Origin of the sequence: Vibrio sp. OPT18 (assembly GCF_015163615.1) — a bacterium.
GTDB classification, from domain to species: Bacteria; Pseudomonadota; Gammaproteobacteria; order Enterobacterales; family Vibrionaceae; genus Vibrio; species Vibrio coralliirubri.
Genome location: NZ_JADDYK010000015.1, coordinates 34,074 through 58,036, shown reverse-complemented (window position 1 = coordinate 58,036; position 23,963 = coordinate 34,074). Strand labels below are relative to the sequence as shown.

The 23,963-nt window shown below is 45.6% G+C and carries 20 protein-coding genes and 1 tRNA gene; 12 read left to right on the top strand and 9 right to left on the bottom strand.

Annotated features, from left to right (window positions below):
- Positions 1 to 15 precede the first annotated feature (15 nt).
- Positions 16 to 92 (top strand) — tRNA-Asp (locus tag IQQ51_RS01440).
- An 876-nt stretch (positions 93 to 968) separates the two neighbouring features.
- Here IQQ51_RS01440 and IQQ51_RS01435 read toward each other — a convergent pair.
- The 4 genes from IQQ51_RS01435 to hemC are packed head-to-tail and all read right to left on the bottom strand — an operon-like array spanning position 969 to position 5,065.
- On the bottom strand, positions 969 to 2,150 hold the full coding sequence (locus IQQ51_RS01435; RefSeq protein WP_017063752.1) for a heme biosynthesis protein HemY: 1,182 nt from the start codon (positions 2,148 to 2,150) through the stop codon (positions 969 to 971).
- A complete protein-coding gene (locus IQQ51_RS01430; protein WP_061039998.1) occupies positions 2,150 to 3,376 on the bottom strand; it encodes a uroporphyrinogen-III C-methyltransferase in 1,227 nt (408 codons plus the stop codon). Before IQQ51_RS01430 ends, IQQ51_RS01435 begins: the two co-directional genes overlap by 1 nt.
- Before the next feature lie 19 nt (positions 3,377 to 3,395).
- The gene (locus IQQ51_RS01425; protein ID WP_061039999.1) at positions 3,396 to 4,124 is read right to left on the bottom strand and encodes a uroporphyrinogen-III synthase; all 729 of its coding nucleotides are present in this window, start codon (positions 4,122 to 4,124) and stop codon (positions 3,396 to 3,398) included.
- A 2-nt stretch (positions 4,125 to 4,126) separates the two neighbouring features.
- Positions 4,127 to 5,065 carry a hydroxymethylbilane synthase gene (hemC, locus tag IQQ51_RS01420; protein WP_048610790.1) on the bottom strand — a complete coding sequence of 313 codons (939 nt, stop codon included), beginning with the start codon at positions 5,063 to 5,065 and terminating at the stop codon, positions 4,127 to 4,129.
- Positions 5,066 to 5,409: 344 nt separating this feature from the next.
- On the opposite strand from hemC, the gene IQQ51_RS01415 reads away from it, so the two are divergent.
- Positions 5,410 to 7,938: a class I adenylate cyclase gene (locus IQQ51_RS01415; protein WP_172380870.1), complete on the top strand. Its 2,529-nt coding sequence runs from the start codon at positions 5,410 to 5,412 to the stop codon at positions 7,936 to 7,938.
- Between the two features lie 71 nt (positions 7,939 to 8,009).
- Here IQQ51_RS01415 and cyaY read toward each other — a convergent pair whose 3' ends face one another.
- Positions 8,010 to 8,324 (bottom strand): iron donor protein CyaY, encoded by a 315-nt coding sequence (gene cyaY, locus IQQ51_RS01410; RefSeq protein WP_017061010.1) that lies wholly within the window; start codon positions 8,322 to 8,324, stop codon positions 8,010 to 8,012.
- A gap of 75 nt (positions 8,325 to 8,399) precedes the next feature.
- On the opposite strand from cyaY, the gene lptM reads away from it, so the two are divergent.
- From lptM to IQQ51_RS01370, 8 genes are all read left to right on the top strand, one after another.
- On the top strand, positions 8,400 to 8,516 hold the full coding sequence (gene lptM / locus IQQ51_RS27940) for an LPS translocon maturation chaperone LptM (protein ID WP_063524726.1): 117 nt from the start codon (positions 8,400 to 8,402) through the stop codon (positions 8,514 to 8,516).
- A gap of 42 nt (positions 8,517 to 8,558) precedes the next feature.
- Positions 8,559 to 9,812 carry a diaminopimelate decarboxylase gene (lysA, locus tag IQQ51_RS01400; RefSeq protein WP_017061012.1) on the top strand — a complete coding sequence of 418 codons (1,254 nt, stop codon included), beginning with the start codon at positions 8,559 to 8,561 and terminating at the stop codon, positions 9,810 to 9,812.
- Between the two features lie 11 nt (positions 9,813 to 9,823).
- Entirely contained in the window at positions 9,824 to 10,654 is an 831-nt protein-coding gene (dapF, locus tag IQQ51_RS01395) for a diaminopimelate epimerase (RefSeq protein ID WP_017061013.1), read from the top strand.
- 44 nt (positions 10,655 to 10,698) lie between these two features.
- Complete coding sequence (locus tag IQQ51_RS01390) at positions 10,699 to 11,397, top strand: DUF484 family protein (protein WP_193840169.1); 699 nt, start codon at positions 10,699 to 10,701, stop codon at positions 11,395 to 11,397.
- Positions 11,366 to 12,298 (top strand): tyrosine recombinase XerC, encoded by a 933-nt coding sequence (gene xerC, locus IQQ51_RS01385; RefSeq protein ID WP_193840168.1) that lies wholly within the window; start codon positions 11,366 to 11,368, stop codon positions 12,296 to 12,298. Before IQQ51_RS01390 ends, xerC begins: the two co-directional genes overlap by 32 nt.
- 15 nt (positions 12,299 to 12,313) lie before the next feature.
- Positions 12,314 to 13,030 (top strand): 5-amino-6-(5-phospho-D-ribitylamino)uracil phosphatase YigB, encoded by a 717-nt coding sequence (gene yigB / locus IQQ51_RS01380; RefSeq protein WP_193840167.1) that lies wholly within the window; start codon positions 12,314 to 12,316, stop codon positions 13,028 to 13,030.
- Between the two features lie 168 nt (positions 13,031 to 13,198).
- A complete protein-coding gene (locus IQQ51_RS01375; RefSeq protein WP_193840166.1) occupies positions 13,199 to 15,697 on the top strand; it encodes an EAL domain-containing protein in 2,499 nt (832 codons plus the stop codon).
- A gap of 192 nt (positions 15,698 to 15,889) precedes the next feature.
- Complete coding sequence (locus IQQ51_RS01370; RefSeq protein WP_061040002.1) at positions 15,890 to 18,370, top strand: EAL domain-containing protein; 2,481 nt, start codon at positions 15,890 to 15,892, stop codon at positions 18,368 to 18,370.
- A 145-nt stretch (positions 18,371 to 18,515) separates the two neighbouring features.
- On the opposite strand, the gene IQQ51_RS01365 is transcribed toward IQQ51_RS01370, so the two are convergent.
- The gene (locus IQQ51_RS01365; protein ID WP_193840165.1) at positions 18,516 to 19,112 is read right to left on the bottom strand and encodes a tRNA-uridine aminocarboxypropyltransferase; all 597 of its coding nucleotides are present in this window, start codon (positions 19,110 to 19,112) and stop codon (positions 18,516 to 18,518) included.
- A 2-nt stretch (positions 19,113 to 19,114) separates the two neighbouring features.
- Positions 19,115 to 20,659, bottom strand: coding sequence for a COG3650 family protein (locus IQQ51_RS01360; RefSeq protein ID WP_193840164.1), 1,545 nt, complete (start codon positions 20,657 to 20,659; stop codon positions 19,115 to 19,117).
- 39 nt (positions 20,660 to 20,698) lie between these two features.
- Here IQQ51_RS01360 and IQQ51_RS01355 point away from each other — a divergent pair, with 39 nt between their 5' ends.
- The gene (locus tag IQQ51_RS01355; protein ID WP_017633148.1) at positions 20,699 to 21,166 is read left to right on the top strand and encodes an EVE domain-containing protein; all 468 of its coding nucleotides are present in this window, start codon (positions 20,699 to 20,701) and stop codon (positions 21,164 to 21,166) included.
- Positions 21,167 to 21,253: 87 nt separating this feature from the next.
- Here IQQ51_RS01355 and IQQ51_RS01350 read toward each other — a convergent pair whose 3' ends face one another.
- On the bottom strand, positions 21,254 to 22,081 hold the full coding sequence (locus tag IQQ51_RS01350; RefSeq protein WP_193840163.1) for a Cof-type HAD-IIB family hydrolase: 828 nt from the start codon (positions 22,079 to 22,081) through the stop codon (positions 21,254 to 21,256).
- Positions 22,082 to 22,263: 182 nt separating this feature from the next.
- Complete coding sequence (locus tag IQQ51_RS01345; RefSeq protein ID WP_050622210.1) at positions 22,264 to 23,244, bottom strand: alpha/beta fold hydrolase; 981 nt, start codon at positions 23,242 to 23,244, stop codon at positions 22,264 to 22,266.
- 81 nt (positions 23,245 to 23,325) lie between these two features.
- Between IQQ51_RS01345 and rhtB the strand changes: the two genes are divergently transcribed.
- On the top strand, positions 23,326 to 23,943 hold the full coding sequence (gene rhtB, locus IQQ51_RS01340) for a homoserine/homoserine lactone efflux protein (protein WP_193840162.1): 618 nt from the start codon (positions 23,326 to 23,328) through the stop codon (positions 23,941 to 23,943).
- The last annotated feature ends 20 nt before the right edge of the window (positions 23,944 to 23,963 follow it).

The window sequence follows — 23,963 nt, the reverse complement described above, 5'->3', positions numbered from 1 at the left end:
CAAGTATTCCACTGCGGAGTGGTAGTTCAGTTGGTTAGAATACCGGCCTGTCACGCCGGGGGTCGCGGGTTCGAGTCCCGTCCACTCCGCCACTTATTAGAGAAGCCCTGCTAGCAATAGCAGGGCTTTTTTACATTTGAAGAAAAGTGCTTTGCTTACAGGTTATATGGGGGCTGTAAAGACACTGAGCCCCTGCTCTTCATGTTATTCCGGTACATATCAGAAAGCCTAGTCTGACGACTAGGCTTTCGTCGTTTCCAGTATCTGAGTTTAGTATTCGTCTTCGAGTTTTGTAGAAGCGTTCTCCGTTCGTTGATCTCGAGCTCTGATATTCCGACATTTATTATCAAGCTCTGCTCTCTCTAACAGCGCTTGATTACGTAAGTTTATATTTGTGGCTATTGATTCGATGATTAACTTTTCCAGAGCGTCTCAGACAGGTTTACTTCCTACTAATTTGAACTGGCTGATAAAGATGCCTCGTTTTTAGTAATAAGATTTTGTTGGTTTGAAAACATTTGTTCCCTTCTACTTCAAAGAAGTGACTAACAGAGCAGCTACGAGGAGCTTCCCTGTTTTAGCGTTTATAGTTGGAATATTAGTAGCAAATTCAGTGTGATTTAAAGTGGGTATCTGTCGGCGGGTAAATCTCTTTAAACGCCTTCTCTCAAGGTGAGATTCATTTACTCTTGGGCTTAAAGGTGTCACTTTTCTCTATGACTCCCCCTGAGTCTCTTCTATGGGCTTGTTTATAAGAATGGTAAAACTACGTACAGACATAATTAAAGTCGTTCTCCGCCTGTTTGAGAGGCTCGATTGAGCAATTTCATTATCAGTTGGTTTCGTGTCATTGGATGGGTAAGGGTTTGAGGCGTTTGGTTTATAGGTATTGTAGAAGTTACCTAGGGGTAAGTAACAGATACAAAAAAGCCGATGCTAGACATCGGCTTAGTTTGCATCGCTTAGACTTAAGCGGGTTGAACTAGAGCGAGCGCTTTACGAGAAACCTCGTGCGCTGCTTTCGTTAAGTTTTGCTTCTCTAGTGCGTCAGATAGGTATCCGTAATCTGAAACATTTGAACGAAGTGCTAGGGCTTTCTCAAAGTGGCTTTGTGCTTCCGCCCACTTCTGCTCTCTTAAGTAGAACTGAGCCAGCGCGCTGTGTGCTTCTGCATTACCACTGTCTTTACTGATTGCACGTTCTAGCATAACCACTACTGGGTGGTGATCGGCTAGGTTCAGCTCTGGAAGCAACATGTAGAGTTCATTTGACCCACTCTTTGCAATGTTCTCTTTGATCACAGTGAAGGCTTCTGAATCAGCTTTACGCGCGATAAGTTGCTTCACAAAGCAAGATACAAGGTGCGAACTTTGTTTCTGCTTTCTTGAAAGCTTGTTCCAATGGCTGATTAAACCTTCGCTACCTTGTTGTTGAGCTACATCATGAAGTAATCCACATTGTGCTTTCTGTTCTAATTCACGTTGCTCATCAGCTGTTAGAAGCTTGTTCTTAACTAATTTAGGCGTTAACTCTAGCAATGGCTGCCATAACTTCAGTTGCAAGTAAGTGGCTTTTAACAGGCCAAGTACAGCAGTGTTATTAGGGTATGTGCCTTTTAAAGTAGAAAGCGTATCGAATGCAGCTTCGTAGTTTGACTCACTGATTTGCTGTTTGGCTTTTGTTAGCTCAACCGCCAGTAGAGAGTCGTCCTGTTGGCTAGCAAGCTCGATGTACTTATCACGCTCACTCGTATTACCTTGTTCGTGCGCCGCTTGAGAAGCGACTAAATAACAAAGTAGAGGCATGTCGTGATGGTTAGCCCAACGTGTTACCTTCTTCTCAGCGCCTTTCCAGTCACCTTCAAGCAGCTTGATGATGCCTTCATTAGTATAACGACGAGAGCGTTTCAATTTACGAACACTGAACCAGTTCCAAGTTGTCGAGCTTGCGTACATAAGCTTTTTAAATAGGTACTCTAAGCCGAATAGAGCCGCTAGAAGAGCAATGACAAAGATAACCAGTGTAGTCACGCTCATCTCAATGGTCTTATTCGCAATTGAGATCAAAACGTATCCTTGTTGACCAGAGAACTGAGTACCAACAATTAGCCCAGCACCTAGAACGAGAAAAAGAAAAATCCAACGAATCATTATTTTTCCTCCGTGGTCATAACGGTGACTTCACGACGTAGGCGCTCATGTATTACATCTGACAACTCATTTTGAGACTCAAGCTTTACAGGGTATTTCACAGAGATGTTCTGTTCACTTAACTGTTTAATCGCTTTCTCAAATTCAATCACTGAGTTGTTATCTTGGTTTAGGTACGCTTTCGACCATTCGCTAGCTGTATTAAGAGCTGCGCTATAGAGTTCACCTTGTTCTTTGTAGACGGCGCGAATCGCGGTTTCTAATTTACCTTTGATGTTTTCACGTAGGTAGAAGTGCTGTTCTGGTGATAGTAGAGGGATAACTTCGCCATCACGACTGCGGAATGTGATGAAGTTTTCTGAGAAGTCTTTCATCGACGTCATCAGGTTGTTCTGCCAATCATTGATATCTTGCGATACCGCTTTTTTCTCAACAACTGCAGCTTCTGGAAGAATTGCATTGGCAAGCGGTAGCGTATCGACTTGCTGTTGTAGGCTCGTGATGCGCAAAACTAAGCCATCGCGGTCGATAAGAGGGATAGTACGAAGCTTAGTAATATCATTGGTCATTGATTGGCGCAGTGATACTAAGCTTGGGTCATTTAGTGCTGCGATACGTTGATCGGCGCTTTCCATTAGTTTGGTTGCGCTAACGGCATCATGCTCAAGGAATAGTTTACGACCTGCTAGTTTTACTAGGTAATCGGCTTCAGCAAGCAACCAGTCATTCGGGCGACGACCTTTCACGTCAGCTACTGCTAACTGCAGGCTTTGAATACTCTTTTGTTGCTGGGATTGTACGACCTGAGTTTTCTCCACTGCGTGAGAAGCTTCTTGGATAGTCTCTTGCTTGATGGTTTGCAGGTCTTTATTTACTGCAGATTGGGTATTTTGCAGTTGTGTTTGAAGAGCAGCGATTTGAGTTGAGTACTCAGCGCTCTTTTGCTGCATTTGAAATGCGATACCGCCACTGAAAATAATAGAGATAGCGATCGCAATAGCGCCTAGTTTGACACCGCGCTTACCTTGCTTTTCTGCTTTCTCGATTTGCTCTTTATGCTCAGCTTGAGGCTGTTCACTTTGAACCGTATTTGACGCAGAGGCATCAAGTTTTTTTTCAGGCTGTTTTGTCTCTGTAGATTCAGCTTTTTCGTTTTCAACAACTACTGGCTGAGTGTCTTGTTTCTTTTCAGGTTCAATATGCTCATTATTTTTTTTGCTTGTCATGCTTATTTCCTGTTTCTAGCTAGGGCCGGAGAGCAGCCAGTAATATTTGGTTCGTAGCACTTTGAGTATTGGTCACGTTCGAGAAACCGAGTTGTTGTGCTCGTTCTACTATGCGCTGGCTTGGGACAAATAGTTGTCTCGTTGAAAGCCAAGCCAAATACTCATCAGGGGTAATTGAGCAGAGATACTCCAATTGTTCCTGACTAGTGATGACAACTTTGGACGTTTTTTTGTTTATCCATGTTTGATAGATATTGTGATCGTTAATGGGAATATATTCTCTACGGTAGGTCTCACAATAAGAGACTTGTGCACCTCGATTGAGTAGAGAATCTCTAATGAGCTCACGCCCACCATTACCACGTAGTATCAAAATGGACTTATTTTCTACGCCATTAAGTTCAGTAAGTTTAAGAAGATGTTCACTATCACTAACTTGAGGGTAGTTTACTTTTTGTTTACAGACTTTGCTTAAAACGTGCGCAGTTTTTTGACCAACGCCAAGATAAAGCGGCGAAGTGGGCCAAATGGATGAGGTTTTCGAAAGGATGTTTTGGGTAGCCGTCACGGCGTGGTGACTGACTGCAATAATGATATCGCTGTTATTAAGCTGGGTGCTTAAATCCGCAGAGTTTGGATTATCCACGATACGAATCAGCGGATGATGGATTGCTTGAATACCTTCATCCGCTAGTTGTTGGCAAAGCGATTGTCCCTCAGAACCGGGACGAGTCACCAACACTGTCATGATTATTCTTGGTCAGCGTAGAGCTTGGTTAAGATTTCTCTTGCACCATCATCCAGCAATTGATTTGCCAGAGTCACGCCAAGCGCTTCTGCATCTTTACGAGGACCAGAGATCTCACCACGAACCATCTTAGAACCGTCCGGTTCACCAACTAATGCACGTAGCCAGATGTTGTCGCCATCTAATAGAGAATAGCTACCGATAGGCACCTGGCAACCGCCTTCTAGAGTAAGGTTCATTGCACGCTCGCAAAGTACGCGATCAGCCGTGTCTTTGTGATTCAGCGGCTCAAGAAGTTTGATTAGACGTTCATCGTCTAGGCGGCACTCAATACCAACGGCACCTTGGCCGACAGCCGGTAGAGACTGTTCTGGTTCGATGAAGCTACGAATACGTTCTTCTAGCTCTAAACGCTTAAGGCCTGCAGCAGCCAGTACGATTGCATCGTATTGACCATCATCGAGTTTACCTAGACGAGTACCAACGTTGCCGCGTAGCTCTTTGATGATGAGGTCAGGGCGGTATTCTAACAGTTGGCATTGGCGACGCAGGCTGCATGTACCCACGACAGCACCTTGTGGGAGTTCGTCGATATTGTTGTAAGTGTTTGATACGAAGGCATCACGCGGATCTTCACGCTCACAAATCGTTACCAGACCTAGACCTTCGGGGAAGTCGACAGGTACATCTTTCATTGAGTGAACGGCTAGGTCAGCACGACCTTCTAGCATTGCTACTTCAAGTTCTTTAACGAACAGTCCTTTACCACCCACTTTAGCAAGCGGAGTGTCGAGGATGATGTCACCTTTGGTCACCATAGTTACCAACTCAACCTCTAAACCAGGGTGAGCAGCTTGCAGTGCATCCCTTACAAAGTATGCCTGCCAAAGGGCAAGAGGGCTTTTTCTGGTCGCGATACGGATTGGTGCTGAATTTGTCATGGTGTTTCCGATATAGGTTCTGTAATAGCCTAATCCTACCATTATGAGGCGAGAATTCTTACTGTTTGATCATTCCATACTTTGATAGCTGAGAGATTTTCATGAGTTCACCAAAATAGTGTGATTGGTATCTCATTTGAAACATGGGCTATTATTAGAAATAGTCAATAAAGAGGACACTACGGCGCCGTGAGTTTAACTTTCTGTCATCAAGGAATTGACCAGTATGACGGGTTCCTTTGCTTTACCATTAAGGGTAAAAGTGTTAAATTGATCACGTTTTGTTGCTCCTTTCGTTCAGTAACTAAACAGAACTGCACTTAACCTCAAACCAAGGACTTACCTTGCAGGCTTACACTCAAACTTTGATTCAACGATTAGACAATCTAAATCAGCAGCGCATTGATCGTGCGTTGGCGTTGATGAATGTGCAAGGCCAGCGAGTATTCAACCTTATTCCCGCACTGCTTCACTTCAATCACCCGATGATGCCTGGTTATTATGACCAACAAGTTCCTTTTGGAATTCGTAGCTTCACGCTTAATGAATTCCAAAAGCAATTTGTCTCTGATACCGAATTAACGCTTGGTGGCAAACTCACCGAGGCGGATGAACCTGCAATCCTTGGCTTGTACACCATGGGCAGTACTTCTTCTATTGGTCAAAGCACTTCAAGTGATCTTGATATCTGGGTGTGTGTTTCCCCAGATATGGATGGCGCATCTCGCGATAGCCTAACCAACAAGTGTCTCTTGATTACCGATTGGGCTGAAACCTTGGGAGTAGAAGCGAACTTTTTCTTGATGGATGAAGAGCGTTTCCGTTCGAACCATTCGGAAGAGATGACCGGCGATAACTGTGGTTCTTCACAGCACTTATTACTGCTTGATGAGTTCTATCGCTCTGCGGTTCGTTTGGCTGGTCAGCGTTTGTTGTGGCAAATCATTCCGCCAGAAATGGAAGAGTGTTACGACGAGTATGTTCAAGGTTTGTGTCAGGATGGCTATCTTGATTGCTCGCAGTGGATCGATTTCGGCAAGCTGAATCGCATTCCCGCTGAAGAGTACTTTGGTTCAAACCTGTGGCAGCTCTATAAGAGTATCGACTCCCCGTATAAATCGGTTTTGAAGGCGATCCTGTTAGAGGCCTATTCATGGGAATACCCAAACACCCAACTTCTGAGTATTGATACCAAGCGTCGCTTCTTCGCGGATGAACCGGATCTGTATGGCATGGATAGCTACTATCTGATGCTTGAGAAGGTAACGCGCTACCTAGAACGTATTAACGACCACACTCGATTGGACTTGGTGAGACGCTGTTTCTACCTTAAGACCCACGAGAAGTTGTCACGAGATGCGGGCATTGGTTCTGTTGCGTGGCGTCGTGAAGCCCTAACTGAGATGACTAAGTCTTGGAATTGGGGACATGAAACCATTGCTGAGCTCGATAACCGCCGTAACTGGAAGGTTGAGCAGGTTAAAGTGGTGCACCATGCACTGCTTGATGCCTTGATGTTGAGCTACCGTAATCTGATTCAATTTGCGCGTCGTAACGACATCACTTCGGCAATCAGCCCACAAGATATCAGTATCTTGGCACGTAAGCTTTACGCTGCGTTTGAGGTCTTGCCGGGCAAAGTGACGCTATTGAACCCGCAAATCTCTCCGGATCTGCATGAACCAGACTTGAGCTTCATCGAAGTTCGTCAGGGTCAGTCGAATAAAGCCGGTTGGTACTTGTATAAGCAGCCACTGGTTGCACACCGCATTCTTGGCCAGCCTTCTCTTGAACACCATGAGTACTTGAGTAAGTTGGTAGCATGGTCGTTTTTTAATGGCTTGATTACCGAGTCGACGCGTTTGCACTCTGTGGTTCGTGACGCTCACATTGATATCGATAAGTTCTATCAAATGGTGAGCGACCTGCGTAATACGTTTTCTTTGCGTAAGCGTCGCCCGAGTATGCAAGCACTGGCGAGCCCGTGTGAGATAAGCCAGTTGGCGATGTTCATTAACTTTGAAAATGATCCGACGTCTGAGTTAAGTGGTCGTTCATTAAAAGTGGATCTCAAAAATGCGGATATCTTCAGCTTTGGTGAAGAAGGTAAGAGCTTAGTCGGCAGTGTCGATTTGGTTTATCGTAACTCTTGGCATGAAGTACGTACGCTGCATTTCCAAGGTGATACGGCAATGCTGGATGCGCTGAAGACGGTACTTGGCAAAATGCACCAAGATGCGCTGCCACCAGAGTCGGTTGATGTGTTCTGTTACAGCAAAAACCTGCGTGGTGTGATGCGTAACATGGTGTATCAACTGCTTGCTGAGTGTATCGATTTACGATTGAAACCGATTGAACCCGAGAAGCGCCGCCGCTTTAAGGCTATTCGTTTAGCTAATAAGATGTTTGGTCTGTTCTTCGAACGTCGTGGTGTGTCGGTACAGATGTTGGAAAACTCGGTCGATTTCTACCGTAGCATTTCAACCAATAAGCTCAAGGGCTCACCTTTACTGATGCTCGACAAAGAGCAAGAGTATCAGCTACCAGAAGTGGTTGATGGTTTTGCGAGTGAGGGTTTGATTCAGTTCTTCTTCGAAGATACCGACAAAGGCTTCAATATTTATGTATTGGACGAGTCGAACCAAGTTGAGGTGTATCACCAGTACAGCGGTGAAAAAGATGAGATGATCGCGAGCGTGAATTCTTTCTACACGTCGGTAAAAGATGAGTCGAAGATGTCGTCTAAGTTGATTAACTTTAATCTACCTCAGTACTACCAAATCGTTCATCCTGAAGAAGGCAATTCCTACGTTGTGCCTTATCGTAACGATGCAACTTTAGCTTCTCGGAGCTCAAAGATAGTTAACATCTAGTCTTACTAAGACTGATTGATATTGAAAAAGGAGTGATTGATTCACTCCTTTTTAGTTTTTCTTACAAATGATTAGACCCAATCGATCGCTTCACCTGCGTGCTTCACGCATTCTTCTTTAACCATCTCAAACAGCTCCATGCCCGTCTTTGAACATGTCCACTTGTCGTCAACTAGCTTGAAGTGAAAGCCACCAGATTTAGACGCTAACCAGATTTCTTTCATTGGTTCTTGGCGGTTAATGATGATTTGGCTGCGGTTCTCAAACTCCAGCGTCATCACGTTACCAGTCACTTCGTAATCAATATCTGCCTCTGATTCATCGATAGCTTCTTCGATGTTTTGCATCTGTATATCGACCAGCTGATGAAATTCAGTCTCGTTCATCCTTTCTATCCTATTGCTTTTCCTGAGTGTGGTGCGATTATAGGGGGCATTGAGTTAATAATCACGATATGCAAAATGAAAAAATTAATTACTGCTCTATTTATGCTGTCCGTTATTGGACTTTCTGGTTGTGGTCAAACGGGTCCTTTGTACGATCCTGATGAAGTTCAGCAAACCGAACAATCACAATAAGTGAAAACACGCAGAAATCGTTATTTATAAGGGATAAGAACTTTGGATTACTTCAACTATCAGGAAGATGGCCAGCTTTGGGCTGAGGACGTCGCACTTTCACAACTAGCAGAGCAATATGGTACGCCGCTGTATGTATATTCTCGTGCAACATTAGAACGCCACTGGAATGCGTTTGACTCATCGGTTGGTGAGCATCCGCACTTGGTGTGTTATGCCGTTAAAGCTAACTCGAACCTTGGCGTGTTGAATACTTTGGCTCGCTTGGGCTCTGGTTTCGATATCGTTTCTGGCGGTGAGCTAGAGCGTGTGGTTGCTGCCGGTGGCGACCCAGCAAAAGTTGTATTCTCTGGTGTCGGTAAAACAGCCGCTGAAATGAAGCGTGCGCTTGAGTTGAACATTAAGTGTTTCAACGTAGAGTCTGAGCCAGAACTAGAGCGACTGAATAAAGTGGCTGGTGAGCTTGGTGTTAAAGCGCCGATTTCACTGCGTATCAACCCAGACGTTGATGCCAACACTCACCCTTATATCTCTACTGGTCTGCGTGATAACAAGTTTGGTATTGCTTTCGACCGTGCTCCTGCCGTTTATGAGTTTGCAAAAACACTCGATAACTTGTCTATCCATGGTATTGATTGCCACATTGGTTCTCAACTAACGGATATCGAACCTTTCATCGATGCAACCGATCGCCTACTTGCGCTGATCGACCAGCTACGTGCTAACGGTATCAACATCAAACACCTTGATGTTGGTGGCGGCTTGGGTGTGGTTTATCGTGATGAATTACCACCACAGCCTTCTGACTACGCGAAAGCCTTATTGGCTCGCCTAGACAATCATTCTGATCTAGAGCTGATTTTCGAGCCTGGAAGAGCGATTGCTGCTAACGCTGGTGTATTATTAACGAAAGTCGAGTTTCTCAAGCCAACAGAGCACAAGAACTTTGCCATCATCGATGCAGCAATGAACGACCTAATGCGCCCAGCACTTTATCAAGCTTGGCAGGATATTGTTCCTGTTAGCCCTCGTCAGGGTGAAGCTGTGACTTACGATTTGGTTGGCCCAATCTGTGAGACAGGCGATTTCCTAGGTAAAGATCGTGACCTTGTTCTTGAAGAAGGTGATCTGCTAGCAGTTCGTTCAGCGGGTGCTTATGGCTTCGCGATGTCATCTAACTACAACACTCGTTCGCGTGCGGCTGAAGTGATGGTGGATGGCGATAAAACTCACTTGGTTCGTCAGCGTGAAGAGCTTACGAGTCTGTGGGAACTTGAAAACATTCTTCCGGAGTAATTTTAAGCGTTATGCACTTCCACTTTTCTAAAATGCATGGTTTGGGCAATGATTTCATGGTCGTGGACTGCATTACTCAAAATATTTTCTTTTCTCCAGATTTGATCCGTCGTTTGGCGGATCGTCACACTGGCGTGGGCTTTGATCAGCTACTTGTGGTTGAGGCTCCCTATGATCCAGAAACTGATTTCCATTACCGCATATTCAATGCAGATGGCAGTGAAGTGGAGCAGTGTGGCAATGGTGCGCGTTGTTTTGCACGATTCGTTCGCATGAAAGGTTTAACGAATAAGTACAGCATCAACGTCAGCACCAAGAAAGGTAAAATGGTTCTCAAGATTGAAGAGAATGACCTGATCACCGTGAACATGGGCATTCCTGAGTTCGAACCCGGTAAGATTCCATTCAAGGCCAAGCAGCCAGAGAAGACGTATATCCTAAGAACGGATGTACACACATTATTCTGTGGTGCGGTAAGCATGGGTAACCCACATGTGGTGACTGTGGTTGATGACGTCGACACGGCTGATGTGGACACCTTAGGCCCGCTACTTGAATCACACGAACGTTTCCCTGAGCGTGTTAATGCTGGCTTTATGCAGGTAGTTAACCGTGAAGAAGTTCGCTTGCGTGTTTACGAGCGCGGTGCGGGTGAAACTCAGGCATGTGGCAGCGGAGCGTGTGGCGCAGTTGCAGTGGGTATCACTCAAGGCTTACTGGCTGAGAATGTGAAGGTTCGTCTACCAGGCGGTGACTTACACATTAGCTGGCAAGGCCCGGGTAAACCTCTGTTTATGACTGGCCCTGCAACGCATGTGTTTGATGGTCAACTTTCTTGCTAATAACAACCCAAAACAAATAGATTCATAAAAATAAAGGATAGGTTTTGTCTTACGTTGAAGCCGACGCACTCACCGCAGAAGTGGTCGCGGAATATTTACGTGATAACCCAGATTTTTTCCAAGACCGAAAAGATTTGGTTGATCGCCTTGCTATCAATAACGTTGAGCAGGGCGCTGTTTCTCTGGTTGAGGTTCAGCTTAAACGCCAGCGTCATCGAATCGAAGAGCTTGAAGAAGAGATCACTGGCTTGATGTCGTTGGCGGCAAATAACGATAAAACCTTCTATGAGTTTATGGGTCTGCAAGCGCAAGTGCTGAAATGCAGTGACTTTATGCAGGTGATAAAAGCCGTTGAACAAAAAACGTTAGATCTTGGGCTTAAAGCTCATGTTCGAATTCTTTCGCAATCGGGCTTTTATCAGTTGAGTGCTGAGGGTTACTCTAAGTTTTCGCTTAACCACTTCAACGGTAAAGATGCTTATCTTGGACGCTTGAGAAAAGCCGACAGACACGATTTGTTTGGTGATTATCCAGTTCCAGAGCTAGGCTCTTATGTAGTACTACCGCTTGCTAAGCAGTCTCCATTGGGGTTACTCGCCTTTTCTAGTGAAGATGGCGGACATTTCCAACCCCATATGGATACGCTCTTTTTACGCCATTTAGCACTTGTTGTCGCTCATTTGGCGGACACCTTACCTTGGCAGATAAATAATGAGCCTAGAGCCCAAAATACCTCTTCCTAACAGCCTTCAAAAGCCACTTTCTCGCTTCTATGAATATCTCAGAAGCGAGAAGGGACTCAGCCTACACACCCAACGTAATTACAAACAACAACTTGAAACCATGGCCGGTCATTTAGTCACGCTCGGGCTAAAGGATTGGGGTCAAGTCGATGCGGCGTGGGTCAGACAACTTGCCAGCAAAGGCATGCGTGAGGGAATGAAGGCGAGCAGCATTGCAACGCGCTTATCGTCATTGCGCAGCTTCTTTGATTTCCTTGTGTTACGTGGCGAAATGACCGCCAATCCAGCTAAAGGTGTCTCAGCACCTCGCAAACAACGCCCTTTGCCTAAAAACCTCGATGTTGATGAAGTGGGTCAACTGCTTGATGTGAATGAGGACGATCCATTGTCGATTCGTGACCGAGCGATGATGGAGGTGATGTATGGTGCTGGATTACGACTGGCAGAACTGGTCGGTATCAATCTGAAAGATGTGTTGGGTCGACAAGGCGAAATCCGAGTGATTGGTAAAGGCGACAAAGAACGCAAAGCGCCTTTTTCTGGTTTAGCAAAAGAGTGGGTCGATAAATGGCTCAAAGTTCGTGGTGAATTGGCTTCACCGGGTGAAAGCGCGCTGTTTGTCTCTAAGCTCGGGACTCGTATCTCTCACCGCAGCGTGCAAAAGCGCATGGAAGAGTGGGGCAAGAAGCAATCTGTCGCGAGCCATATCAGCCCGCATAAACTGCGTCACTCCTTTGCAACGCATATGCTGGAGTCGAGTCAAAACCTTCGTGCTGTGCAAGAGTTGCTTGGTCATGAAAATATCTCGACGACCCAAGTGTATACCCACTTAGATTTCCAACACTTAGCACAAGCTTATGATCAGGCTCATCCGAGAGCTCGTAAGAAGAACAAAGATTAGATTAAAGGGTTTACTATGCGAATTTATCGAGGCTTAAAGCCCATCAAAGCCATGACCTTTGACTTGGATGACACCCTGTACGACAACTGGCCTGTGATCATGAAGGTTGAGAAAGAGATGGCACAGTGGCTTTATCAAAAGCACCCAGTGTCGGCTTCTTTATCGCTTGAAGAGTGGCAGGGCATTAAGCAGCAAGTCGCCTCTAAAAACCCAGCTTTGAAACATGATGTCACCGTGTGGCGTGAAACTCAGATTAAGAGTGGTTTGCTGCAATTGGGTTACTCTCTGCAGCAAGCAGAGCAAGCGGCTCGAGAGGGCATTGAGCATGCCTTATGGCTGCGCAATCAAGTTGACGTTCCTCAAGAAACACATCGAGTGATGACTGAGCTTAGCCAACGTATTCCTCTGGTTGCGATTACCAATGGCAATGTCGACCCACACAAAATTGGCTTAGGGCAGTATTTTCAATTAATCCTTAAAGCTGGCCCTGATGGCAGAGCAAAACCCTATCCAGATATGTTTGAAAAAGCTCAGCAACACCTAGATTGCGACGCTGAGAATATTCTTCATGTTGGTGACCACCTCAAAACGGATGTCTGTGGAGCCAAGCAAAATGGCTTCCAAGCGTGTTGGTTTAATGACACTGGTTCCAATTTATACCGCTCCCCGAAGGCGAGCGTGCTCCCTGATGTTGAAATAGACCAACTTAGCGATCTTATGCGACTAATTTAATGGCTCAACAAGCTTATTGTGTCGCATTTATGATAGTGAATTGTTACATTGGTCGCCTATAAAAGCCTGATTAGGCTAGGATAATTGGCGACTACTTTTTATCGATTCATTTCAGTCATAGCAGTGGTTGCGGGTTGTTACTTCACTCGATTTTGAACAAGGGTTGGCATGCAAACATTTACATTTCTCGCAAATACTGAGGCGTTATTTAGAGCTCAATTTGATCAGCGAGAATGGTGTGACAGCAAACAGTACCTTATTCAAATTTTCTCAGCTCAATCTTCAGATCTAGCTCGTCAAATCGCGAGTGTTGCCCTCAATCGTTTAAGCAATGCGACGCTAATTGGTCAGAGTGCTCGTCATGTTATCTGTGACAATTGCCTTGAAAGTGCATGCACCTTAGTCATCGTTAGTGAGTTCAACGAAACCCATCTAACCTCTTCGGTCCAGCCTTTTACCGGCAATCCAAATCAAGATAGCCAAGACTTAGCGTTTCAACTGCACCTTACAGAAGACACAAAAACGGTCATCAGCTTGTGCGATCAGGTTGAAGGGCGTGATTACCCTATCTATAGCGCTTTTGAGAATTTGCCTTACGCATTACCGATTGCTGGTGGACTGTGTCATGAGAATGAATTTGGCCGTTGGGTTATGTATAACGAGCAAACCTACCAGCACGCCTGTGTTGCTGTGGCTCTGACTAACCCAGAATTGAAGGTTTGGTCGGACGCGTACTCTGAGTGGAACCCGATTGGGATGAAGCTACGAGTCACACATGCCGTTGGAAATCGCTTATACGCGTTGAATGACAAGTCGGCTATCGAAGTATTCAAACATTACCTTGCGGATGGCAAAGACCTTCCTTTTAGCCAGTTGATGAGCTTTCCGCTTTATCGAGAACTTGGCAGAAAGAAGGGGATCTCGACGCCGCTGCGTATTAATGATGATGGCAGTATCGAGTTTGATAGCCCTTGGCATGTCGGTGAAGAGGCGCAGTTTTGTTATAACCACCCATCTCTCACTGCAGAAAAGGTACGCCACGGGGCCGAGATGCTAGCCATGCATCAGCCTGAATCGGTGATCATCTATAACTGTGTATCTCGACTTGAGTTTATCGACAGTAAACTTGAGCTCAAGCCATTTGAAGGGATAGTGAATACATGTGGTGCCTACTGCATGGGGGAGCTATACCGTAATGAAGACCGCCAAGAGATACTGCACCATAGCCTGACTTATATCGCTATGCGCGAGTCTGACGAGATTAAAGAGTTTCATTGTCAAGACTTTCAGTGTGGCTCAACCGTGTCGCCATTGCTTAACCTTGTCAGAAATGCAGTCGCTGATCTTGACAGTATGAATACTCAGATGGAAAAGAAACTCCATCAACAAGCGCGTCGCTTAACCGAAAGCTATCGCATTGACTCGCGTACTGGTTTGCCGAACCGTATCGTATTGAAAGAACGCCTCAATACGATTCTGTTTAGTGAACACTTACTCACGTTAAAGCTCACGAATTTCCATCAAGTTAACGAAAAATACGGCTATCAAGTGGGTGATCAGCTACTGCTTGATCTGTCCAATCACTTTATCGAGCGATTGCAGCTTCGTGTCGTCAAAGAGCCTCGCGTGAAGGTTGAGCTGTTCAGTATTGGTGTTGGAGAGTGGGCGATTATTTTCAATGCTAGTGTTGGTAGTACGAAAATAAAAGAAGGTTTCGTTGAGTTCGCCGATGACATCGAACACATAAATTTTGAGCCGTATGGTTTGGCTGATATTGATTACCTGTCAGTTTCTCTGTGTGGCGGCTTTGCTAGTCGTTGTGATTTTTTAACCGACAGCGGTGACCAGATCTTATTGAAAGCGATCGAAGCTCGACGCTATGGAGTACGTAACAATACCCATATCACCAATGCCAAAGACATTCAGGTGAGCGAAGAGGACCGCAAAGAGCAACTCGGTTGGTTGAGCTGTGTCAGCCGTGCGATTTTAGATCAGAACATCATCACCTATTCACAGCCGATTGTGGAATCGGGTACGCACGAAATGATTGGCCAAGAGTGTTTGGTCAGAATCATGGAGTCGGACGGTACCATTGTGCCACCAGGAAAGTTCTTACCTATCATTGCTGATACCCATCTTTACACGCGCCTTAGTCGACACATGATTAAGAGTACTATTAGCTATATGGCGGATAAGCAGAGCTCATTTTCTATCAATCTATCCCCACAAGATTTGTTGAGCGACAAGACGCTCGAGGTTCTTGAGGCTGCGATCAGTGGCATGAACGATCCTACTCGACTTGGTTTAGAGGTTTTAGAGTCAGAACAGATTAAAGATTATGGCCTCATGATTGAGGTGTGTGATCACTTCCGCGCTCTCGGAGCGAGAATCATTGTTGATGACTTTGGCTCTGGTTATTCCAATATTGATGAAATCATCAAGCTAGAGCCGCAGATCATTAAGCTCGACGGTAGCTTGATTCGTAATATCGACAAAGACCAAAAACAAAGAAATATCGCTTCTCAGTTGGTTCGTTTGTGCCAAGTGTTCAATGCCAAAACGGTCGCTGAATTTGTCCATAACCAACAAGTTTGTGAGATAGCAGAGCAAATGGGTGTTGATTATCTGCAGGGTTACTACTTTGGTGAGCCTAAGCGACTGTTTTAGCTGTTAAAGCTTCCCGCATTGTGTAACTACTGACGATAAAAGTACTGCGCCGTCATTAATGACTGCTTTTGGGCGGAATGAATGATGTCTAACTAAGGTCACATTATTCATAACACGATCGTAAGTATTCCGTGCAAGCCTTATCTATAATAAGCACAATAACAAATCATTAACGTAACGATTAATGTGAATATGCAGTCGACTTCTCTCCTGATACAAGACATTGAGCAAACCCAACGTGAATTGGAAAAGATAGATTTTCATCAACATGAAAGCCTACTGATTCAGGTGTTTTCGTCTTTCGAGAAAGGTTCTGTTTTGGCTGCCTGCCAAGTGATTCAATCGACTTTTCCCAATGCCAAATTGATTGGTTGCAGTGCTAACCACTACATCAGCCAAGGCGTCATCCTGCACCAAGGTCTTTATCTGATTGTTACCCGCTTTGACGCGACGTCTTACTCTTGTGGTGTTGTCGAATATAGCGAACAACCATTGCTCGATAGCCACGCTATGTGGCAACAGCTTGGGTGCAATGATAATACTCAAAGCATCATTTGTTTCGCAGACCGCTTGCAGATAAATAACCGAGATCTATTTTCAGCGTTTGAGCAGTCGAGATATTCATTACCGATCTGCGGCGGAGCATCGACCATCACAGATAATGGACGTTGGGTGATGTTAGACGGCATTTGCTATGAAAATGCCTATGTGATGTTGGCGCTGCACAGTGTCGAGCTCTCCATCGCTAAGGGTTATTACACTGAATGGAATCCGATTGGTCGAACTTTTCGAGTGACAGGTGCTCAAGATAACCGGTTGTTGGAACTGGATGGGATGCCTGTTCGCGAACTCTATAATCGTTACCTCGCTGATGGCCTCGAAGTACCTTTTGAGCAACTGCATAATTTTCCCTTGATGGTCGGTGACCCGAAAGAGCAAAACATTCACTTACCGCTCAAGGTAACGGAAAGTGGAGAGATAGAGTTCAGCGGCCTGTTCCAAGTAGGCGATGAGGTCCGGTTTTGTTATGACCATCCATCATTGACCCTAGAGCAAATACGACTGGGCGTTCAACAGATAGCTTCTCATAGACCAGAACAGTTCTTCATTTACAACTGCACCTCTCGCATCGACTTTATCGATGGTAACCAAGAGGTTGAGGTTTTCCAAAAATTGGCCGACAGCTATGGCGTTTACTGCATGGGAGAACTCTATCAAGAGAATAGCCAACAGCGAATCTTGCACCATAGCCTCACTTACCTTGCGCTTAGAGAAGGCGAAGGTAAGGCGGTATTGCCATTAGAGACGCAACCCGCGACCAACATATCCCCTCTGTTTTCATTGATCCGAAATGCACTGCTTGATGTTGATGACATGAATAACAGCATGGCGAGTAAGATTCAGCAGCAAGCCACCGCATTGACGGCAAGCTATCGAATTGATCACCGTACAGGTTTACCCAATCGAAGTGTGTTGCGTGAGAAGCTGTCGAAGATGAGCAGTGACAGCCACTTGTTAGCTTTGAAGGTGACGACCTTTGGTCAGATCAATGAGAAGTATGGCTATCGAGTGGGTGACAAGCTTCTACATGACTTGAGTGAGTACTTTCAAAAGGCGCTGTGGAAGTTCTTTGATGAGGGTTGTCAGCTCTACAGTATCGGTATTGGTGAGTGGGCGGTGGTGTTTGATAGTTGGGCGAGCCAAGAACATATTCACCAGCGATTTTCGGAATTTGCTGATCAAACCGAGCATGTGAATTTTGAGCCTACCGGTTTACCCGATATTGATTACTTGTCGGTGTCTATCTGTGCGGGTATTGCCAGCCGTCGAGATTTCCCGACTACCTCTATTGATGACTTATTGTTGAAGGCGATTGATGCGCGGCGCAGCGCTGTCAGCCAAAACAAACACCTAGTGAGTGCCAAGGCACTCATTCAATTAGAGAAGCATCGCCAAGAACAACTTGGTTGGCTGTCGTGCGTGAGTCGCGCCGTGCTTAACCAGAATATTGTGGCGTGTTCTCAACCGATTGTCTCAGCACACAGTCATCAGGTAGAGAGCTACGAGTGTTTAGTTCGAATTGAAGAGGACGGTCAGTTGATTGCGCCGGGTAAGTTCTTGCCAATCATTGAAGGAACCCATCTCTATACACGCCTCAGTCGTCAGATGATAACGCGCACCTTCGATTTTATGAGTCAGCGAACAGATTCGTTCTCAATTAATTTAGCGCCACAAGATTTCAGCAATGAGAAAACCATTCTTCACCTTGAGCAAGCCATCAAGAAAATCAGTCACCCACAGCGTATTGGCTTGGAGGTGTTAGAAACGGAACAAATTCAGGATTACGGTCGCTTGATTGAGGTGTGTAATCACTTCCGCGATCTTGGTGTGAATATTATTGTTGATGATTTTGGTTCGGGCTATTCGAACATTGATGAGATATTGAAGCTAGAACCACAGGTGATCAAGCTTGATGGCAGTTTGATTCGCAATATTGATAAAGATAAAAAGCAGCGCAAGATCGCTCAGCAGCTAGTGAGCTTATGCCAGATTCTGAATGCTAAGACGGTGGCGGAGTTCGTTCATAACGAACAGGTGTGTCGTATTGCTGAAGACATGGGCGTCGATTACCTGCAAGGGTATTACTTTGGTCAACCTCAGCGTTTGTTTTGATGGAGCAGCGTTTCACGTGAAACACTCGTTGGCTCAATAACGAAAGTACGATGTAAAAAGGGTGAGCTTATGGCTCACCCTTTTTGTTTTCAGTACCTGTCCCGTCCTGAAATGTGTTTATTACCTTCCCGCGCGCCTGTTTGGTCTATTTGAGGGCGTGGCCACATTTGTCGGCGTGGAACACTTTTAGATAATGCTGGTAGTAGTTATCAATGAGCTTGGCAGGTTCGCTTTCACCTAAAGACTTGAGTAGCTCAATACCCACTTCACAAGTACACAAGTGGCCGCTGTCTTGATTGCGGCGCAAGGTGTAAGAGGATTCGCTGGTGATGTCGAGGTGAACTTGTGGAACGGCTTGTAACCACGAGCTCTTGTTAAGCATCTTCTTCGCTTCTTGCCATGTGCCATCCAAGATGATGAATAGCGGCTTACGACTCTGGGCTTGGGTCATTACAGCTTGCTGGCACTCGATGCTTTGATCACTTGGGAATAACAGAAACGGTTGTCGTGTTTCATCGTCAAGCAGCGCCATTAGCTCCGCTGGTGGTGTTTTCCTTTGCCATACAATGGACTGACACTGATCAAGGGATTGCTGAAGCAGCGTTCCGGTATTGGTATCGCGCGACAGTTCATTCTCATGAGTGAGCAGTACAAGATCGATTTGGCTTTCGACACTAGGTATCAGGTGACAAATACATTGGTGAGTAAAGCCACAACCAGGGCAAGTTTGTTGGTTACTCATGTTTACAGCTTCACTCCACTTTGTGCGGGTGAGATACCATCAGCAAACAAAACCACGTCGCTGATATCAGCATCATCTGCAACTGGAGCGACACTTGGGTTTAGCGGGTAGCTGACTCCAGAGTATGACAGGGTGTGTTTCGCCGGTGTTGCACCGCCGCCACTGACGTTGAAGATCAGATCCTGCCAGCCATGGTTTTGCGATTTACCTAAGCGTATGTCGCCCTTAACCAGTGTCACTCGGCTATTGAAGCGCCAGTTATCTTGATGGTTTTCGAAAATTAGCAGTGTACAGCCACCAGAACCACACCAATCGAGTTGGGCGAACAGCTCTTCTTTACCGTCGCCGTTGAGGTCGTAAGTTAACCAGCGGTACTTGGTATCGTCAGGTGAGCTGTTGTTGATCTTAAAATATTCGCGGATCGCTTGGTCGACTTTTGGATCAAGTTGATCACTGGAGTTCACCTGCTTTGCGGTTAGATCAATGTTAGCTTTGGTGTTTGCTTGCGCTTGCGCACTTTTAGCTTCGAATAGCACCAGACCGCCATTGGCAATCGGATACACTACGTTGCCCACTTTCTCTTTTTCAGCGATTAGCTTGCCATTATCGAGTGTGAAGATGCGCTCGGAGATCAAATACTGTTGCTGGTGGCGAGTCATAACCACTTGTACCTGATTTTGGTTCAGTTGCTGCCAGAAGCCTTGTTCAACAATAGAAGGGTCTCCATTGTTGTATGAATAAGTCGTGATAGCACTGTGGTCATTGTTGAGTTCAAGGTTGATAGAGAACCCTGAGTTTTGCGTTGAGCTAGCGAAGTAGAGTCCGCTCCAATCCAGTGTTGGATCTTGGTTAGAGACTGTCGCACAACCATTGTAGTCACTGTCATTGAGGTTAAGCTTGGCATGCCACCCATAGATAGAATCGCTCATGCCGTCGCTACAGCTCTCTTTCGTAAGGTTGAGTTTGCCTTGTGCTGCTTTACCTTCTAATTGGTAATCACGGCTGCTCGATGTGGTGCGGCTTGATTCAATATCGAGGGTTTGTGGCTGTTCGCCCATCTTAGTGTATTTGAGCTGGTCTTTATCGAAGGTTGCTGACCAGAAGGGTTCATTACCAAATACTCGTGTTGAACGCAGTGGTTGGTCGCAGCGCTCTGGGTTCTCTGCGGTTAGGATGTTCACTTGGTCAACCACGAAACGGGCTGTGAAATCTGCGTTATAACCCGTTTGGCTCGGTACAGTTAGGTGACCAATCAGCTCGCCATATAAGGCTTGGTAAGGTCTCGTTGAGAGCCCTTGTGCTTCTAACGCTAACTCTGGAGATAAGTCTAGCCAGTATTGTTGTTGGCTACCGCAAGGAGTGAAGGTTCGGCTTTCATGACCAACCACCACCTGACCACGCATGATGAAGGTTTGTGGTTGAATGCTCAGTGGCTCATCCAAGGTTGCTGGGGGCTGTTCAGGTTGTTGTGGCGTATCAGGTGCCGTAACACAGCCTTGTAGAGCGAACGCGACTAGCCATGTCACTGGGTTTTTCATTACCTTCATGTTATATCTTCCTCGGAGCAACCGTTAATTGGATTTATTATGGCATATTGGTTATTTAAAACAGAACCCGACACCTTCTCTATTCAGACTCTGAGAGTACAAAAAACCTCTTGTTGGGAGGGTGTACGCAACTATCAGGCTCGAAACATGATGCGTGATGACGTCAAGCTTGGAGATTTGGTGATGATATACCACTCATCATGCAAAAAAGTTGGCGTAGCGGGGATCGCTAAAGTAACCAGAGAAGCCTACCCAGACCACTTTCAGTTCGACCCAGAGAGTGATTACTACGATCCTAAGTCTTCACCCGATAACCCTCGCTGGATTATGGTGGATGTCGAGTTTGTGCGAGTGACTGAGCGCTTGATTCCTTTGGCTACGCTTAAAGCCATGCCTGAACTCTCCGAAATGCCATTGGTGAAACGCGGTAATCGCTTATCGATCATGCCGGTTACCGAACAAGAGTGGCAGGCAATCTTAAGCAAAGAAGTGCTAGGTTCTCGATAGCGTTAGAGAGAGCTTTTTACGTAAGGTTCAAAAAAGGCAGCCAGTTGGCTGCCTTTTTATTTATTCAGATCTGTTCGACGAGCGAAATTAGAGCAGGTGCTTTTCTAGGTAGTGAGCAACAGCATCGTCTGCGTTACTGCCAATCACTTCATTGTCTGGCAGAGCTTTCATCACTTTCTCATGTGATGTGCCCATGACTAGACCTTTACCTGCCATAGCCAGCATTTCAGCGTCGTTCATGCCATCACCAAAGGCAACACAGTTATCCAGTGTCAGGTTTAGTGATTTTGCAACAGCGTCTAGAGCGTGGCCTTTAGAGACTTCAGCGGCCATCACTTCCAGACACCAAGGTGTAGAGAACGCGATGTTCAGTTTGTCGCCAAAAGCATCTCTTAGCTTTTGTTCAAACGTGACGAGATATTCGTGGTCTTGTTCTGGGTGTGTGAAGAAGACTTTCGCGATGCCTTCGCTTGGTGCGTTTTCAGCTTCAAAGCGCTTGTAGCTAAAGCCAGACTCACTGTGGAATTTAGCCAACATTTCATCTTCACGGTCTAGTAGCCAATCTTCATTTTGGTACATGTGAATAAAGAGGTCTGGATCTTGGCGCACAATATCAATAACCGGCTGAACGAGTTCCTGAGGTACGTTCTGGCTATACATCAGTTGATCATTCTGGTCATGCACGCGTGCACCGTTTGAAGTGATCATGTACGCCGGAATGCCTGCTATCTGACGAATACCCGCCACATCGACGTGGTGACGACCCGTAGCGAAGATGAAGGTATAACCTTGGTCGTGTAATTTCTTAAGCGTTAGCTTGGTAAAGTCGCTTAGCTGATGGTTGGGAGCCAAAAGCGTACCATCTAAATCAGAAGCAACAATTTTCACGGAATCTTTTAGTGCAGGAATACTCATTTAACCCTCATTGCAAAATGCTTAACCAATATTGACGCTAGCCAGCGCTAGAATCGTTTTAACTACAATATCTCTAGGTAGAAATTGTATGCCAAATTCATGCAAGAAAAGAGGGCAAAGCTCACTTACTTCTCTTCCTCTTTAGCGCTTATTTTCTTGGTAGGTTGCTTAGCCTATTGGCTTTAGGCGAAAAACTGATTGATCGCATCCAGTGTTTGATTGCGATATTCATCTTGCTCAAACAACACCTCATGCCTAGAACCCTCAACCAACTTAAACTGACAATCAGAGTTGGTTTTCTTCAGCTTAGAGATGAACTTTACTTGGGCACTGTTACTGACAATCTTTTCATCCCCAGCTTGAATCAATAGCAGAGGGATCTTGATTTGACGAGTTTGTTGAATCGCTTGCTTGGCGGCCATTAACCCTTGCCACACCCAACGCGTGCTTGGTCCACCCACCTGCAAAGATGGAGACTCGTCATATAAGCGACGGAACCACTGATAACGAACCTTGCTGTGGCTTAGTAAGTTGTTTTCAAAAGGCTTCGAATAATATGCTTGCTGGCCCGGCGCGTAAGTCGGCTTGGTATAAAAAGCGGTGAGCACTTGTCCAACGATCATCGCGATAGGTTTCAGGTACCACTCGGTATTGATACCAAACATCGGAGCGCACAGAGTCACCTTATCAAATGGATGGTCTGGATGAGTTTGTAGGTAGCGAGTGGCTATGGTGCTGCCCATTGAATGTGCGAGCAGGTAGCGATTGGAATACTTACTGAGATCGAAACTGGCAATGACGTCAGACATGTCAGATGCATAATCATCAAACTCATGAATGTGACCAATGTCAGAGTCTGTTACCATACGTTCAGACTGGCCTTGACCTTGGTGGTCAAATGAATAAACGTCATAGCCTTGTTGATAGAAATCATAAAAGAGTTCTTGGTATTTTTGGCAGCACTCGATGCGGCCATTTGAAATAACAATCGCCTTGGTATGAGTCTCTGAAGTCAGGCTACACCAGTACAGCTTCTTTTTACCAGATGTTGTTACATATCCATCTTTTCGTTGTTGCCAAAGGGTGGGGATCGGGTGTTTAATCGCTTGCTCGAATTGAGGTTCTTGCGTGTACGAAATCGGGGCGCCGCTGTGGTTTTCCATGGGAAATTACCTGAACTGATGCGTGTGAGAGCTTTATTGCTACTAATGTTGTTAGATTAAAGAACTAGTAAGGAAATGCAAATGGATACTCATGTTTGGCTTGCTTATGCCGTTACGGCGATATTGTTTAGTTTGGCTCCGGGCTCAGGTACTGTTAACTCAATCAGCAATGGGCTAAGTTATGGCACCAAGAAGTCACTTGCGTCGATCGCGGGCTTACAACTCGGTCTTGCATTCCACATCATGCTGGTGGGCGCGGGCATTGGTGCATTGGTGGCTCAATCCGCGTTGGCATTCACCATCATCAAATGGGTGGGTGTGGTTTACCTTCTTTGGTTGGGTATTCAAAAGTGGCGTGACAACTCTAGCTTAGTGGCTTCACAAGGAAACTCGACGCTATCGAGTGGCAAGCTACTTAGAAATGCGGTGCTGATTAACCTTACTAACCCAAAATCTATCGTGTTTTTGGTGGCTCTGTTCCCTCAATTTATCGATCCAACACAGCCGCAAGCACCGCAATTATTAGTGCTAGGTGTTACAACGGTATTCATTGATAGCGTTGTTATGTTGGGTTACACCTCATTAGCTTCACAAATGGGACGTTTTATTCGTTCAGATCGCATAATGGGTAAGATAAATAAAATCTTTGGTGGTATGTTCATGGGCTGCGGCGCATTGCTGGCTGCCGCCAAAGCCTAATCAAAGCAATAGAGTTATAG